At 64.0% G+C, this 13,496-nt stretch carries 14 protein-coding genes; 5 read left to right on the top strand and 9 right to left on the bottom strand.

What is annotated here, in order from left to right; all coding sequences use genetic code 11:
- Positions 1-2: 2 nt before the first annotated feature.
- The 3 genes from BLR24_RS08855 to BLR24_RS08845 form a co-directional block, all read right to left on the bottom strand.
- A complete protein-coding gene (locus BLR24_RS08855; RefSeq protein WP_093015766.1) occupies positions 3-257 on the bottom strand; it encodes an MbtH family protein in 255 nt (84 codons plus the stop codon).
- Positions 258-356: 99 nt separating this feature from the next.
- Entirely contained in the window at positions 357-560 is a 204-nt protein-coding gene (locus tag BLR24_RS08850) for a DUF4880 domain-containing protein (RefSeq protein ID WP_093015762.1), read from the bottom strand.
- Between the two features lie 91 nt (positions 561-651).
- Positions 652-1,197 carry a sigma-70 family RNA polymerase sigma factor gene (locus BLR24_RS08845; protein WP_093015759.1) on the bottom strand — a complete coding sequence of 182 codons (546 nt, stop codon included), beginning with the start codon at positions 1,195-1,197 and terminating at the stop codon, positions 652-654.
- A 270-nt stretch (positions 1,198-1,467) separates the two neighbouring features.
- On the opposite strand from BLR24_RS08845, the gene BLR24_RS08840 reads away from it, so the two are divergent.
- Positions 1,468-2,319 (top strand): ParB N-terminal domain-containing protein, encoded by an 852-nt coding sequence (locus BLR24_RS08840; RefSeq protein WP_093015756.1) that lies wholly within the window; start codon positions 1,468-1,470, stop codon positions 2,317-2,319.
- Between the two features lie 24 nt (positions 2,320-2,343).
- On the opposite strand, the gene BLR24_RS08835 is transcribed toward BLR24_RS08840, so the two are convergent.
- A complete protein-coding gene (locus tag BLR24_RS08835) occupies positions 2,344-2,928 on the bottom strand; it encodes a BPSL1445 family SYLF domain-containing lipoprotein (RefSeq protein WP_093015753.1) in 585 nt (194 codons plus the stop codon).
- Positions 2,929-3,281: 353 nt separating this feature from the next.
- Between BLR24_RS08835 and BLR24_RS08830 the strand changes: the two genes are divergently transcribed.
- From BLR24_RS08830 to BLR24_RS08815, 4 genes are all read left to right on the top strand, one after another.
- Complete coding sequence (locus tag BLR24_RS08830; RefSeq protein ID WP_093015750.1) at positions 3,282-4,424, top strand: DSD1 family PLP-dependent enzyme; 1,143 nt, start codon at positions 3,282-3,284, stop codon at positions 4,422-4,424.
- Between the two features lie 8 nt (positions 4,425-4,432).
- Positions 4,433-4,819: a RidA family protein gene (locus tag BLR24_RS08825; protein ID WP_093015747.1), complete on the top strand. Its 387-nt coding sequence runs from the start codon at positions 4,433-4,435 to the stop codon at positions 4,817-4,819.
- Positions 4,820-5,037: 218 nt separating this feature from the next.
- Positions 5,038-7,110, top strand: coding sequence for a TonB-dependent siderophore receptor (locus BLR24_RS08820; protein WP_254787226.1), 2,073 nt, complete (start codon positions 5,038-5,040; stop codon positions 7,108-7,110).
- Positions 7,111-7,191: 81 nt separating this feature from the next.
- Positions 7,192-8,502, top strand: a complete 1,311-nt coding sequence (locus BLR24_RS08815) for an ArgE/DapE family deacylase (RefSeq protein ID WP_093015744.1) — start codon at positions 7,192-7,194, stop codon at positions 8,500-8,502.
- Here the strand turns inward: BLR24_RS08815 and BLR24_RS08810 are convergent.
- From BLR24_RS08810 to BLR24_RS08795, 5 genes are all read right to left on the bottom strand, one after another.
- Positions 8,480-9,112: a L,D-transpeptidase gene (locus tag BLR24_RS08810; RefSeq protein WP_175543227.1), complete on the bottom strand. Its 633-nt coding sequence runs from the start codon at positions 9,110-9,112 to the stop codon at positions 8,480-8,482. The genes BLR24_RS08815 and BLR24_RS08810 overlap by 23 nt on opposite strands.
- Before the next feature lie 107 nt (positions 9,113-9,219).
- On the bottom strand, positions 9,220-9,546 hold the full coding sequence (locus BLR24_RS30385) for a proteophosphoglycan ppg4 (RefSeq protein ID WP_139188745.1): 327 nt from the start codon (positions 9,544-9,546) through the stop codon (positions 9,220-9,222).
- A 225-nt stretch (positions 9,547-9,771) separates the two neighbouring features.
- The gene (locus tag BLR24_RS08805) at positions 9,772-10,017 is read right to left on the bottom strand and encodes a GlsB/YeaQ/YmgE family stress response membrane protein (protein WP_093015741.1); all 246 of its coding nucleotides are present in this window, start codon (positions 10,015-10,017) and stop codon (positions 9,772-9,774) included.
- A gap of 141 nt (positions 10,018-10,158) precedes the next feature.
- Positions 10,159-11,001: an outer membrane protein assembly factor BamE domain-containing protein gene (gene bamE / locus BLR24_RS08800; protein WP_093015738.1), complete on the bottom strand. Its 843-nt coding sequence runs from the start codon at positions 10,999-11,001 to the stop codon at positions 10,159-10,161.
- 22 nt (positions 11,002-11,023) lie between these two features.
- The gene (locus BLR24_RS08795) at positions 11,024-13,345 is read right to left on the bottom strand and encodes a YadA family autotransporter adhesin (RefSeq protein ID WP_093015735.1); all 2,322 of its coding nucleotides are present in this window, start codon (positions 13,343-13,345) and stop codon (positions 11,024-11,026) included.
- Between the last annotated feature and the right edge of the window lie 151 nt (positions 13,346-13,496).

The raw sequence follows: 13,496 nt of genomic DNA, 5'->3' as shown, positions 1-13,496 counted from the left end.
CGTCAACCGGCCGCGGCTTGCGTGTTCGTCGGATTTTTTTCCTGCTGCGCCATCCACTCGCGCAGCGAGCGGGGTCGCATGTCGGTCCACGCCTCTTCGACGTAGGCGAGCACGGTCTTCTTGTCGCCCTTCACGCCGTCGACCGCGTTCCACCCCTTTGGCACGGCCTTCCAGTGGGGCCAGATGGAATACTGGTCTTCGTGGTTGACCAGAACAATGAAGGTCTCGTCTTCGCGATCGAAGCAGCTCGTCGACATGGATACGTCCTTATGCGGTTGAACAGAAAGAGCGAGCCAGAGGCCCGGTGGGCCATTTGTTCGCTCCTGCTCAACAAGACGTTTCAGTACGGGATCTGTTCACTCCGAAGCGGAAGGCGGCACCAGGCCGGCCAGCAGCCACAAGCGGGCTGCCTTGTCGTAGGCCTTGCGATGCAGAGGGTCGGCAACCAGCCAGGCCGTCATCTCGGCGCGTGCGGCCGCATCGAAGTTCTCGCGGTCGTGCTCGCGTTGCACCCATTGCCATGCGGCGCTCCAGAGGGGGTCGTCCTGCTCTTGTGTCATGCGTGAAGGGTGTGTGGCATTGCGCCGCCCGCACGATGCGAGGGCGCTAAGGCTTTTACCTTAAACCAATCACGCGCGCGTCCGGTCGCGCTCAATCATCCACGAGCAGGCGGCCGCATTCCTTGATGGCTTGCGCCGCTTCGGCGATGAGCCCGTTCACCAATCCGAGGGCGCACCCCAGGCGCAATGCAATCTCGCGCTGCGTGAGGCCTTCGAGCCGGTAGAGCTCGAACACCAGCCGCGTTCGCGCGGGCAGCGCTGCCAGCACCTTGTCGATCGCATGGATCGCCTGGCGCTCGCGCATCAGGCGGTCCGGCGCCGGGGGGCCGGCCACGTCCAGTGTCTCGACATCGATATCGAAGGTGCGGTAGCTGGCCTCGACCGTGTGGCGACGGCAGCAGTCGAGCGCGACGTTGCGCACGACCTGGCAGCAATAGCCGATGGGCCGGTCGGCCTTGCGCACGCAGGGGCCGTCAGCAATCTTGAGGTACGCGTCCTGCATCACATCGTCGGCGAGCTCCGCGGTGCGGACGATTCTTCTCGCCACGCGCAGCAGCTGCGGACGGTTCGCGATGAAGACCTCCGCGAGCGTGGGTTCGGACACATGCAGCGCCATGTCGATGGGTTCTCTCATCATGCGAGGCAGGGCGCAGGCCGCCCGGAAGAACGTCGGCAAAGGTGCAGACCTGTGAACATGAACGCGATACTCCTGAAGTGCTCAATACAAATGAGAATTATTACTACTTGTGGATACAAAAAAGCCCCATTTCCCAACCCTTTCATGCTCCATACCCAGTAGACGTTTGAACACGCCAAAGCGAGACAGCCGGCGTGAGGAATTCAGGCAACCAAACGTTCGCCGATGGGGGCGGCCTAGAATTCCGCCCCTTTCCCCGCTCCCTTGCCCATGAACATCGTCGTCAACGAAGAACTCAAAGCCTATATCGATCCATTGACTCCGGAGGAACACGAGGCGCTGGAGCGCAGCATCCTCACCGAGGGCTGCCGCGACGCGCTGGTGCTGTGGGGCGACGTGCTGGTGGACGGCCACAACCGCTATGGCATCTGCCAGAAGCACGGGCTGCCGTTCCAGACGGTGCAGAACACACGCTTCAAGACCATTGAGGACGTGCACCTCTGGATGATCGACCAGCACCTGGGCCGGCGCAGCATCTCCGATTTCTTGCGCGGCGTGCTCGCGCTCCGAAAGAAAGACATCGTCGACGAGCGCCGCGCACGCGCATTGGCCGAGACAGCTTCATCGGACGACGACGCGCCATTCGATGCCGACCCGCCCGCTGCCGGACCGTCCGCTGCTGCCAACGCTTCCGCCCTGCCCCCGCCCGCGCCTCTGAGCAGCCGCGAAGCCATTGCCCGCGCCGCGCGGTTGAGCAGCAACCAGGTGGTGATGATCGAGAAGATCCAGAAGCAGGCCTCGCCCGAACTGGTGGCAGCCGTCAAGTCCGGCGTGATCTCCATCAACACGGCAGCGGCCGTGGCCAGCCTGCCCGCCGAAGAGCAGGTCTTTGCGGCCAACGCGGGCAAGGACGAACTCAGGCAGGCCGCCAAGCGCGTTCGCGAAGCCAAACGCAAGCCCCGCGAAGAGTCGGCCGAATCCGCGGAATCGAACGCCGCCGGCCAGCCGGCAAAGCAGCCCGGCGCCGTGCAATTGCTGGAGCAGCGCGTCGCCGAACTGACGGCCGAGAACGATGCCCTGCGCAGGCAAGTCGCCGAGCTGGAAGCGCAGCTCGTGAACTGACCCGCCGGCCAGGGCGATGGGATGCTACAGCCGGATCTCGCTGATCTTCGCGCCCGAGATCGAGACGCCGGCTTCGAGGCCAACATTGGTCAGCACGAAGCCGACCACGGGCTGCTGGATCGTGTTGGTGTCGATGCTGCCGTTGGCGCCGAAGGTTGCGGCCGCCACCGTGGCATCGGCGCCGGCCGTCCAGCCCTTGCTGCTGCGGAACTTGTCGAGCGCGGCCTGCGTTGTGAACACGTAGATCACCGCCTTCGACTGCGCGCCAGCCTGGAAGCCGATCGAGCCCGCGGTGGTGCTGTAGTAGGCCTGGGTGCGTCCGCCCGCGCGCAGCGCGCCGCGGCCGTACTCGGCGCCTATGCCCATGCTGGCCCCGACCACGGCAGGAAACACCAGCACGCCCTTCGACGAGGCAACCAGTTCGCGCGAGCCCCTGGCGGAGTCGTACAGCTTGGACAATGCGGCATCGACCTGGGCATCGATCGAAGCGCGCGACGATGCGGTGCTGGCCTGGTCCTGGGGCCGCGTGGTGGTGCAGCCCACGACCGCGATGCCACCGACTGCGACGGCACACGCGAGAGCAAGGCTGCGGAAATGAATGGATCGCATGGCGCTCTCCTTTGCAAGTAAACGATAAAAGCCGAGTGCTTTCATGCCGCTCGGCGGCCTGCTGTTCGACCCATGCTAGTTCCGGAAAGTCCTCTGGGAACCGACTTGCGAAATCGGCCTACGTGAAGTCGCGCCCTCGAAGAACTCCGACAGGCGCCGGGCCGACGCAGAACGGTCCTTGCTTCAGCGCTGCTTTGCCGGCAGCTTGCCAAGCGACTCCTCGAAAGACCGGAGAAGCGCCTGCACGCGCGCCGCGCGGCCTTGGCGCATGAGCACCAACATTCAGCCGGGCTTAACGATTGATGCAGTTTCACTAAACCACGCAAGCCCCTCGAATCCCTACAGTACGGCGCATGCACACACCATCGCACCCCATGGCGCTCAACACGCCGGTCGCCCTCGTCGACCTGCCGCGCATGCAGCACAACATCGATCGCATGCAGGCGCGCATGAACGCGCTCTCCAAGCGCTTTCGACCGCACGTGAAGACCACCAAATGCACGCCGGTCGTGCGCGCGCAGCTTGCCGCGGGCGCACAGGGCATCACCGTTTCCACGCTCAAGGAAGCCGAGCAATTCTTTGCCGACGGCATCACGGACATCCTCTACGCCGTCGGCATGGCGCAGCATCGTCTGCCGCAGGCGCTTGCCTTGCGGCGCAAAGGCTGCGACCTCAAGATCATTACCGACAGCGCGGCCTCGGCCGCCGCCATCACCGAGTTCGGCCGTGCGCAAGGCGAGGCGTTCAAAGTCTGGATCGAGATCGACACCGACGGCCACCGCTCCGGCATCAAGCCCGACGAAGCGGCGCTGCTCGAGGTCGGACGCACCTTGCATGCGGGCGGCATGCGGCTGGGCGGTGTGCTCACGCATGCGGGCTCCAGCTATGACCTCGACACGCCCGAAGCGCTGGCCGCCATGGCGGAACAGGAACGCGCGCGCTGCGTGCATGCGGCCGAGCGCCTGCGCGCGGCCGGCCTGCCCTGCCCCGTGGTCAGCGTCGGCTCGACGCCCACTGCGCTGTCGGCAGAGCAACTGGACGGCGTGACCGAGGTGCGCGCCGGCGTCTACGTGCTGTTCGACCTGGTGATGAAGAACATCGGCGTCTGCGACACGTCGGACATCGCGCTCAGCGTGCTGACCACCGTGATCGGCCACCAGGCCGACAAGGGATGGGCCATCGTCGATGCGGGCTGGATGGCGATGAGCCGCGACCGCGGCACGCAGAAACAGAAGCGCGACTACGGCTACGGCCAAGTTTGCGGCATCGACGGATCGGTGCTCGACGGCTACGTGCTGAGCGGCGCCAACCAGGAGCACGGCATCCTCTCGCGCGAAGGCACGCCCGACCCCGATATTGCGGCGCGCTTTCCGATCGGCATGCAGCTTCGCATCCTGCCCAACCACGCCTGCGCCACCGGCGCGCAGTTTCCCGAGTACCACGCGCTCGCGCAAGACGGAACGCTGGCCACCTGGAGCCGGCTGCACGGCTGGTAAGAGAAACCATGAGCACAAGCATTCAACCCATTGCGCCGGCGGGCCTTGCCAAACCGGGCGGGCACTACAGCCACGCCACCGTGGCGAACGGCTTCGTCTTCGTCTCCGGGCAATTGCCCATCATGGCCGATGGCACCCGGCTGGCCGAGGCCTCCTTCGAGCAGCAGACGCGCCAGGTGCTCGACAACGTGAAGGCGGCTCTGCTGGCGGCGGGGAGCGGCATCGATCGCCTGGTGCAGGTGCGCGTCTATCTCGATGCCATCGAGAACTGGCCGGCCTTCAATGCGATCTATGCCGAGTGGGCCGGCGATGCCCGGCCCTCACGCGCCATCGTGCCGACGGGGCCGCTGCACTTCGGCTTCAAGGTCGAGGTCGAAGCCGTCGCGCTGGGCTGAACGCGCAAAAACCCCGGGCAAATCGGAGGTTCCGCAAGATCTCTCCCAATTCTTAATTGATAATGATTGCTATTTACTTTTAGAGATAGCACGTGTTGTCGACCTCAAGACTCAAGGGCACGGCGCCGGCCGGCGCCCGCCCTGCACCAGGAACCTCCTCCCTCCCTCCTTTCCGGAAAACGACCCTCAGCCTCGGTACCGGCGCCACGCTGCTGGTGTTGTGCGCCGCCACCCAAGGTGGTCGCGCCTACGCCCAGGAAGCCACCGACAAGGCCGCTGCGTTGCCGACAGTCACCGCCACCGCGGCGGAAGAAACGCCGCAGCATCTCGGCGCTAAGGTAAGCAGCGGCGCCCTCGGCGCACGCAGCCAGCTCGAGACGCCCTTCTCCACCACGGTGGTCAAGAGCGAAGACCTGGCCGAGCGCCAGGTGTCCAAGCTGGGCGACGTGTTCGCGCTCGACGCCTCGGTGTCGGACAACAGCGGCGCCTACAGCAGCTGGGCCAGCTACATCACCGTGCGGGGCCTGCCGCTGGACTGGCAGAACGGCTACCGGATGGACGGCAAGCCCTTTCTGAGCTACGCCATCACCCTGCCCTACGAGCACTTCGAGCAGATCGAACTGCTCAAGGGATCGACCGGCTTCATGTACGGCTTCGGATCCCCGGGTGGCATCGTCAACTACGTGACCAAAAGGCCGACGGATCAGCCGGTGCGAAGCATCGACGTGGGCTACAAATCGAACAGCGTGTGGAGCGAGCACGTCGACCTGGGCGGACGCTTCGGCGCCGACGACCGGTTCGGCTACCGGCTCAACGCCACGCATGAAGAAGGCAAGACCTTCAACGACGGCGGTATCCGCCGCGATTCGGTGTCGCTGGCGCTCGACGCCAGGCTGACGCGCGACCTGACCTGGAACTTCGACGCGCTGTACCAGAAGCGCAAGTCCACCGACCAGACCCCATCGATCTCCACCAGCGCCTATACGGGCAACCGCTTGCCCACCGCCGTGCGCGGCGACGATCAGCGGCTGCTGGGCCCGGGGCAGCATCTCACCACCGATCTGCAGCTCTACTCGACCGGGCTCCAGTACAAGCTGACACCCGACTGGACCTTCCGCACCAGCTACAGCCACAGCACCTCCAAGCGCAGCCGCAACGAAGGCATTCTTTATCTGCAGGATGCCAGCGGCACCTACGACGACTACCGCTCCGACACGCGCGAAGGCCATCGCTTCGACCAGTGGCAGGCCATGGCCGAAGGCAAGCTGCGCACGGGGTCGATCGAGCATCAGCTGACGCTCGGCGCGTCGTGGCAAAAGCAGGTGAACGACTACAGCAGCAACAGCATCTACCAGTGGATCGGTACCGGCAGCATCTTCGGGCAGAACACCAATGCCTACGCCAGCACGACCGACCTCACGCTCTACCGCAACAGCGACATCACGCAGCGCGCGATTTTCGCGAGTGACACCCTCAAGTTGTCGGACCACTGGTCGGTGCTGGCCGGCCTGCGCAGCACCAACTACGAACAGAGCGGCTACGGCACCGACGGCATCAAGACTTCGGCGTACGCCAAGAAAGGCGTGCTGACGCCGACGCTGGCGCTGATGTTCAAGCCCGCGCCCGACACCACGCTCTACACGAGCTATGTCGAATCGCTCGAGCAGGGCAGCTCGGTCAGCAGCCTTTATGCGAACAACGGCGAGCTGCTCAAGCCGCTCAAGAGCAAGCAGTACGAGCTGGGCATCAAGACCGGCCGCGAGCGCTGGAGCGCCACGGCCGCGCTGTTCCGCATCGAGCGCGGCGCCGAATACGCCAACAGCGCCAACGCACTGGTGCAGAACGGCCAGTCGATCTACCAGGGCCTCGAACTTGGCGCCTCCACGCGCCTGGGATCGCAGTGGCAGGTCGGCGCCAACCTGATGTTCCTCGACGCTTCGTACAGGCGCGGCAACGACAACATCGGCAACCGCGTGGCGGGCGCCCCCAATTTCGTGGCCACGGCGCAGGTGTCTTATACGGTGGCGCAGGTGCCGGGCCTCAAGCTCTCGGCCGACGCCAAATACACCGGCAGCACCATGCTCAATGCGTCCAACAAGCTGAGGCTTCCGGGCTACGCCATTGCCAACATCGGTGCGAGCTACGCCACGCGCATCAGCGGCCATGACACCACGTTCCGCGTGGCGGTGAACAACCTCACCAACAGGCGCTACTGGGAATACCAGTACGACAACTACATCAAGCCCGGCGACCCGCGCACCTTCAGCCTGAGCGCCAAGCTGGACTTCTAGGCGCCGCCGAGGCGCGCGGCCCGGCAGGATGGAAGAATGAGCCCCTCTCTCCCAACTGCCTGAGCCCGCGCTCTGGACGCCATGCCCCATTCCACTGAAACCCCGATCAGCGAAGCCGCCATCGTGGAGGCCGCCCATGCGTTGCGCGGGCGGGCGGTTCGAATGCTCGAAGAGCTCGTCGCGCATCCTTCGCTGCTCGGGCATGAACAAGGCGCGCAGGCCTTCATGGCGGAGACCTTCGCGAGCCTGGGGCTGCGCGTCCACCAGTTCGAGATCGACGAACAAAAGATCCGCCAGCATCCGGGCTACTCTCCTTCCATCGTTCCCTACCAGGGGCGCACCAACGTCGTCGGCATTCATCAGCCCGACGGGCCGCAGAAGGGACGCTCGCTGATCTTCAACGGCCACATCGACGTGGTGCCGACCGGTGCCGAAGTGCTCTGGAAGCATCCGCCTTTTCAGCCGACGATCGAGGGGGACCGGCTCTACGGCCGTGGCTCGGCCGACATGAAGGCGGGCATTGCCGCCTACACCATGGCCTATGCGGCGCTGCAGTCGCTGGGGCAGGCGCCGGCATCGCCGGTGTACTTCCAGTCGGTGGTGGAAGAAGAGTGCACGGGCAACGGCGCGCTCGCCTGCCTGGTCGAGGGTTACCGCGCCGACGCGGCCATCATTCCCGAGCCGCTCGGCGGCGTGATGACCTGCCAGATGGGCGTGTTGTGGTTCGCGCTCGAAGTGCTCGGCAAGCCAGTGCATGCCTCGGTGGCCCAGACCGGTGTCGGCGCCATCGACTTCTCGCTCTATCTTTTTTCAGAACTCAAGAAGCTCGAGCAGCACTGGAACGAGCCTGCCAATCGCTACCGCAGCTATGCGCACCACGCCCATCCGGTCAACTTCAATCTGGGAAAGATCCAGGGCGGCGAATGGGCCTCGTCGGTGCCCTCGGCCTGCCGCAGCGACATACGCATCGGTTTTTATCCCGACATGAACGTGGCCCGTGCCAAGGCCGAAGTCGAAGCCGCGCTGGCTTCGGCCTATGCCGCGCATCCGGCCCGCGAGAGCCTCAGCTACCGGCTGATCTATGAAGGCTTTCAGGCCGACGGCTTCGATCTCGACCTCGACTCGCCGATCGTGACCGAACTCTCGAAGTGCTACCAGGACATCGTCGGCGAGCCGCTCGAGCCCCGGGCCTTCACCGGCACGACCGACGCGAAGTTCTTCAACATCTATGGGCAGACCCCTGCCGTCTGCTACGGTCCGACGGGCTCCAGCATCCACGGCATCGACGAGTGGGTTTCCATCGACAGCCTGATGCAAGTGACCGCCGTGCTGGCGGTGTTCATGGCACGCTGGTGTGGCGTCAATCGGATCACCCCTCCGGCAGGAATTTGAAGTATTCGCGCGGAGGCTTCTTGTCAGGCAGGACGTAGATCACGCCAGGCGCATTGCCAAACAAAGGCTTCACGTGAGCGTCGTAGAACGCTGCGGGAACATTGATGCACCCATACGAGATACGGTGATCTTCGGCACGGGTGGAAGCAAGTCGCTCCAGCCGCCGCTCTTTCTTGTTGCTTGTTCGAACGCGATGCATGGACACTGCCGCGTCGTAGTCGATCCAGACAATGTCTTCGCCCTGCAAGTTGACGCCGGGCTCCGAGATAAAACGCCCGGCCGGCGTGGTGCGCTCTTCGGGCCGTATCTCGGACATCTTCCGCTCCCCGATTCCTGGCACTGAGTCGTCCCCCTGCGCAAGCCCCAGCAGCACGGGAGATGCGCCTTGCAAGGCACCGTCTGCGCCATAGATGAAAACGCGCGCCCTCTTCTTGTCGACGATCGCGAAAGGCAGTCCCTCGCTGTCGCGCGTGCCAACCGCTGCTTGGGCGAGCTTGCGGACGTTGGCCGGTTCTGCTTCAACACTTTGGGCTGCCTCGGCGGCACCAGAGGCTTGAAGAAAAGTTGCAGCGCAAACGACGATCAGGGAAAAGACCCACGCGTTTTTCATGAACGAAAAAGGTTTCGCGGGAGCCCTGGGGTCGACTCTGCGCGCAAGGAAAAAGAAAACACGCGGCCGCCGGGAATGGCAGCGGCCGCGTAGGCCTGCGATGGCGATTAACCCCGGTCGGCACGGGCACGGCGTACGGTCGGCCGGCGTGCAGGTGCAGGTGTGGGTGCAGGAGCGGCCGCCACAGCAGCGGTACGAACCGCTGGCGGTTGGGGGGTCACTGAAGAAGGTGTTCCGGCTTGCATCGTCGTACCGGTTTCACCCATAGGGCCGCCGGTCTGGTTTTGTTGCCCCGCCGGCATCTGCACATTGCCGGAAACCGGAGGCATGTCTGCCTTTTTCCCCGGTGCAACACCTTGCGCGATTGCCGGTGCAATTGCAAAAGCCATGGCGCTGGCCACCAGGATGCGGGACATCGAGCTTCGAATCTTCATGAGATCTCCTTGGGTTTCAAATCGACTGCGCCCACCGGGAGATTCCGGCGCAAGCGCAGTCTGAGATTGAGAACGCCTGAGGGCGCGCAAGTAACCTACAAGGCAATGCACTCCAGATTCGGTGGCTGTGACATTTGACGCACTTCAACGATCCGCTTGATCCGGCTCCCCGATTGAATTGCTACTTCGTTCATTGCAGACGAAGACTCAAGCGTAGCGCCCGCGCTATGCGCGCTTGACGAGCCGGACGATGAACAGCAGCACCACGGCACCCACGGTTGCCACGACGAGACTGCCGACAAGACCTCCGCCACTGGAGATGCCAAATGTGCTGAACATGAAGCCCCCAAAGACGGCGCCGATCACACCAACGATGAGATCACCGATGAGGCCAAAGCCGCCGCCCTTGACGAGCATGCCGGCCAACCAACCTGCAACCAGACCCACAACGAGAAACCACAACAAACTCATTTATCTACTCCCTTGATTGGGCCAATGCGGCCATGAAGCGGCAAGCGTAGTCGCCACGCGTTCGCGAAAAAACAAAGTCGCAATCAGCCTGTGATTTTTTCCTCTTGTTGAAGAACTTTTTGCTTTTTGTTTTGCAGTGCGTCACCTCGGTGGCGTCTGGCCGGTGATGTCCACCACAACCCGGCGATCCGGTTGCAGACATGTGATCAATTCGGGCGTGCGGACCGTCCCCCTGCAATTCATGGTTACGGGCTCGCGCGCACCGCTCGAGCCGACCTGCATGGGCACCCGAAGACCCGATGCCTTCAGGTAGTCGCGTACCGTGCTTGCACGGCGAAGCGCCAGCTCCTGGTTGTAGGCTTGACTGCCAAGTCGATCTGCGTGGCCGGTGATCTGCAGGCCTTGAACTTCCACCCCTTGCCGATGCAGAGCTCGGGCAAGTTCATCCAATTCAGCGCGCCCCTTGGGCAGCATGTCATTGGCAGCCGACCGGTCGAACGCGAACAGAGCATCCGCGCTCAACGTGATGCGCTTTGGCATGACGGGAGCGGGCGCGGGCGCCATTGCCACAGGAGCAGGCGGCTTCAGCATCGCTTCGCAATCCGCTCCCTTCCAGTGGAAGTCCTGGCTTTTCATGTCCTTGTCGAAGTGCACCATGTACTGGCACGTGATGAACTCGTGGCCCTTGCCCGTGCGAAAGTTGAAGATGTAGTTCCACTCGCGCGGACCGAACAGGCCCTCGCTGAAGTGCGGATAGCTGATGAGTTCGCGCACCTGGTTCTTGCTCATGCCCGGACCGATGCGGCGCAACTGCTCCACGTCGACGAACGTGCCGTCCTTGAGCCAGGCCTTGCCCATATCGGGAAAGTTCACCGAATGCTCGTCCGAGCCGGCCGTAACGGCCGGAGAGCCGTTCGTCGATGCACAGCCAGCGGCGACTGCCAGCACCACCGCCGACAGGAAGAATTGAATTGCTTGTTTCATGCGATTGCTCCTCAATGCTCGATCAATCGAACGAAAAACCGAAACCAACGCGAACGATTGCCTTGCCCCCGCCGGAGCCCCAGCCCACGCCACCATGCAAAGTGGTCTGTCCGTTGTCGGAACGCTTGAGCAGGTTGATGCCTATCGCCGCTTGGCCGTTGTAGCCGGCGACCGCGCCGCTCATGTGATAGCGGCCCGGTTCTACTGGCGTGACCACGGCCATGGCAGCGGATGCGGCGATGCCGCCCGACAGCATCTTGGTGTTGCGTTCGATGGTGTTCTGCAGGCTGTTCACCCGGTTGTCGGTGTACGCGTTTGCCGCGGCAATCCCGCTGTTCAACTGGTTCACGTTGACGGCATCGGTGCCGGCCACGCCGGGCGCGACGTTGCTGATCTTCACCGGGCCGGTCGAGCTGTTGCCGCCCATGGTCACGCTGTTGTAGTTGGTCGTGCCATCGGGGTTGGTGTCGTACTTGACCGCCGACTGGTCGATCGAGGCCACCGTGCCTTGCACCGCCTTCAGTTGAGAGACGTTCACCGCGTCACTATCGGCAGCGCCCGCGGCCACGCCCGTGATCTGGCGAAACTGGCCGCTGGCCGCGTCGCCCACCGACACCGCCCCGAGCGTGCTGGTGGTTGCTCCAATGGCTGCACGCTGCGCGGCCGTGGCGGTAGGCGGAACATAGCCTGCCACGCCTGCGGCTGTCGAAGAGATCGCGCCAGCGCCGAGCGCGACACCCCCGGCTTGGGTGACGCTCGTTCCCGCACCGATGGCCACGCCCTGAACGGCCGCGGCCGACGACTGAGTGCCCAACGCAATGGAGTCCGCCATGTGCGAAGTGGCTCCCTGTCCGATGGCAATGCCGCCGGGCGCGCTCTGCTGCACCACGGCACCGTTGCCAATGCCAACCCCGTTGTTGCCGTTGACCACCGTCTGAGGACCCACGGCCACCGACTCCGCACCGATGGCCAGCGAATCCGCGGCGCTGGAGTTCGCGTGGAAATACAGGGTGGGGGTGACGGCAAAGGACTGCAGCGCACTGGACAACTGCCGGATCGTGACGGCATCCTGTGCCTGCGTTCCGTCGGCCACATTGGTGATCTGGCGGTAGCTGGTGGCATTGCCGACGGAAACCGCACCGAGGAGCGTTCTGTCGGTGGTGTTGTAGTCGATGAGGGAGCTGCCGGCTGGAATGGTGCCCGTTGTGGGTGCGATTGCACGATCGGAGATGGAACCCGCGCCCAACGCCACTGCGCCGGCCTGGCTCGCCTGGCTCAACGCACCCAGCGCCAAGCTTTGGTCCGCAGTGGCTCTCGCGCCTGACCCATTGGCCGTCGCCAGCGCGCCCGACGCCTGCGTGTCTACGAAACCGTCGGACGCGGTCGCAAACCCGACCCCTGGGGTGTAGGTGCTGTTCAGCGGAGCACCGTTGAGCATGTAGACCCGTCCCCCCGTGGCCGTCGCATAGTTGCCGGTGGCAGTGGCCATCGACCCAACGGATGTCGCCGCGATGCCCGACGCCACCGAGTTGGCGCCGAGGGAAGTGGCTCGCACGTTGCTCGCATTCGCCAGGCGCCCCATGCTGACGGCGTAGTCATTCGTGGCCACTGCACTCTGGCCCAATGCCACCGTGGAGAACGCACTGGAAGTCGTTGCATCGCCGATGGCAACGGCACCGTTACCAGCAGAGTTAGACGCAAAGCCAATGGCGATGCCCAGCCGGACGCTCGCCGTCCCGCCAATGGCGATCGTGTTCTGGGCAAGCGATTGGGCACCAGCCCCGATAGCCACCATGCCGCCATTGCTCGCTTTGGCATTGATGCCCAGCGCAACACTGTTGTCGGTAGATGCCGTCGCGGAATAGCCCACGGCCAATGCGTTGGTGCCGGAGGCCACCGCTTGGGGGCCGATTGCGGTGGAGTTGGCGCCGGTGGCACCTGAATTCGCCAAGGTCGAATTGCCGACCAGGTTGGAGTTGGTGTGGAAGTACGGCGTCTCGTCCACGCTGATCCATTGGCCGTTCTTCCACACCGCCAGGCCTTCCTGTAGGCCGTTGACGCCCGTCGTTGCGGTGCTGTTGTAGACCACCATGCCGTCGACCGGCTGGTTACCGTTCAGGCCCCAGGTATTGCGGTCGGTCAGCGCGATGCGAGGGAGCAGAGCGCCGCGGTTGGTACTTTCGAGTTCCAGCAGGGAACCCGGATTGATGGTGATGGGGTTGTCACCGATCTTGACCTGCGCCTGCGCGGCAGATGCGGCCAGCAGCATCAGTGCAGTGCTTACCGCGCGCTTGGTCAACTGACCTCGGGTTGTGCCTGAATTAGTCCAATCTGTTCTCTGCATCGCTACCTCCTTGTTTGGGTCTCGGGTGGCCTTGTCCCGGCAATACAGCCGTAGAACTTTCTTAGGCCTCAAAACCTTTATGGTGTCGAGCGAGGTGCGAGCGAGAGGGGCTTTCGCGAGGTTTAGCGAGAATTGAGTTGAATCGATCCAA

Source organism: Variovorax sp. OV700 (assembly GCF_900099805.1).
Taxonomy (GTDB): Bacteria; Pseudomonadota; Gammaproteobacteria; order Burkholderiales; family Burkholderiaceae_C; genus Variovorax.
The sequence above is the reverse complement of the archived record's forward strand: the minus strand, read 5'-3'. Positions and strand labels throughout refer to the sequence as shown.

Excerpts from the sequence above, each read along its gene's own strand:
- BLR24_RS08855 (WP_093015766.1), bottom strand. The coding sequence starts at position 257 with ATGTCGACGAGCTGCTTCGATCGCGAAGACGAGACCTTCATTGTTCTG.
- BLR24_RS08850 (WP_093015762.1), bottom strand. The coding sequence starts at position 560 with ATGACACAAGAGCAGGACGACCCCCTCTGGAGCGCCGCATGGCAATGG.
- BLR24_RS08845 (WP_093015759.1), bottom strand. The coding sequence starts at position 1,197 with ATGATGAGAGAACCCATCGACATGGCGCTGCATGTGTCCGAACCCACG.
- BLR24_RS08840 (WP_093015756.1), top strand. The coding sequence starts at position 1,468 with ATGAACATCGTCGTCAACGAAGAACTCAAAGCCTATATCGATCCATTG.
- BLR24_RS08835 (WP_093015753.1), bottom strand. The coding sequence starts at position 2,928 with ATGCGATCCATTCATTTCCGCAGCCTTGCTCTCGCGTGTGCCGTCGCA.
- BLR24_RS08830 (WP_093015750.1), top strand. The coding sequence starts at position 3,282 with ATGCACACACCATCGCACCCCATGGCGCTCAACACGCCGGTCGCCCTC.
- BLR24_RS08825 (WP_093015747.1), top strand. The coding sequence starts at position 4,433 with ATGAGCACAAGCATTCAACCCATTGCGCCGGCGGGCCTTGCCAAACCG.
- BLR24_RS08815 (WP_093015744.1), top strand. The coding sequence starts at position 7,192 with ATGCCCCATTCCACTGAAACCCCGATCAGCGAAGCCGCCATCGTGGAG.
- BLR24_RS08810 (WP_175543227.1), bottom strand. The coding sequence starts at position 9,112 with ATGAAAAACGCGTGGGTCTTTTCCCTGATCGTCGTTTGCGCTGCAACT.
- BLR24_RS30385 (WP_139188745.1), bottom strand. The coding sequence starts at position 9,546 with ATGAAGATTCGAAGCTCGATGTCCCGCATCCTGGTGGCCAGCGCCATG.
- BLR24_RS08805 (WP_093015741.1), bottom strand. The coding sequence starts at position 10,017 with ATGAGTTTGTTGTGGTTTCTCGTTGTGGGTCTGGTTGCAGGTTGGTTG.
- bamE (WP_093015738.1), bottom strand. The coding sequence starts at position 11,001 with ATGAAACAAGCAATTCAATTCTTCCTGTCGGCGGTGGTGCTGGCAGTC.
- BLR24_RS08795 (WP_093015735.1), bottom strand. The coding sequence starts at position 13,345 with ATGCAGAGAACAGATTGGACTAATTCAGGCACAACCCGAGGTCAGTTG.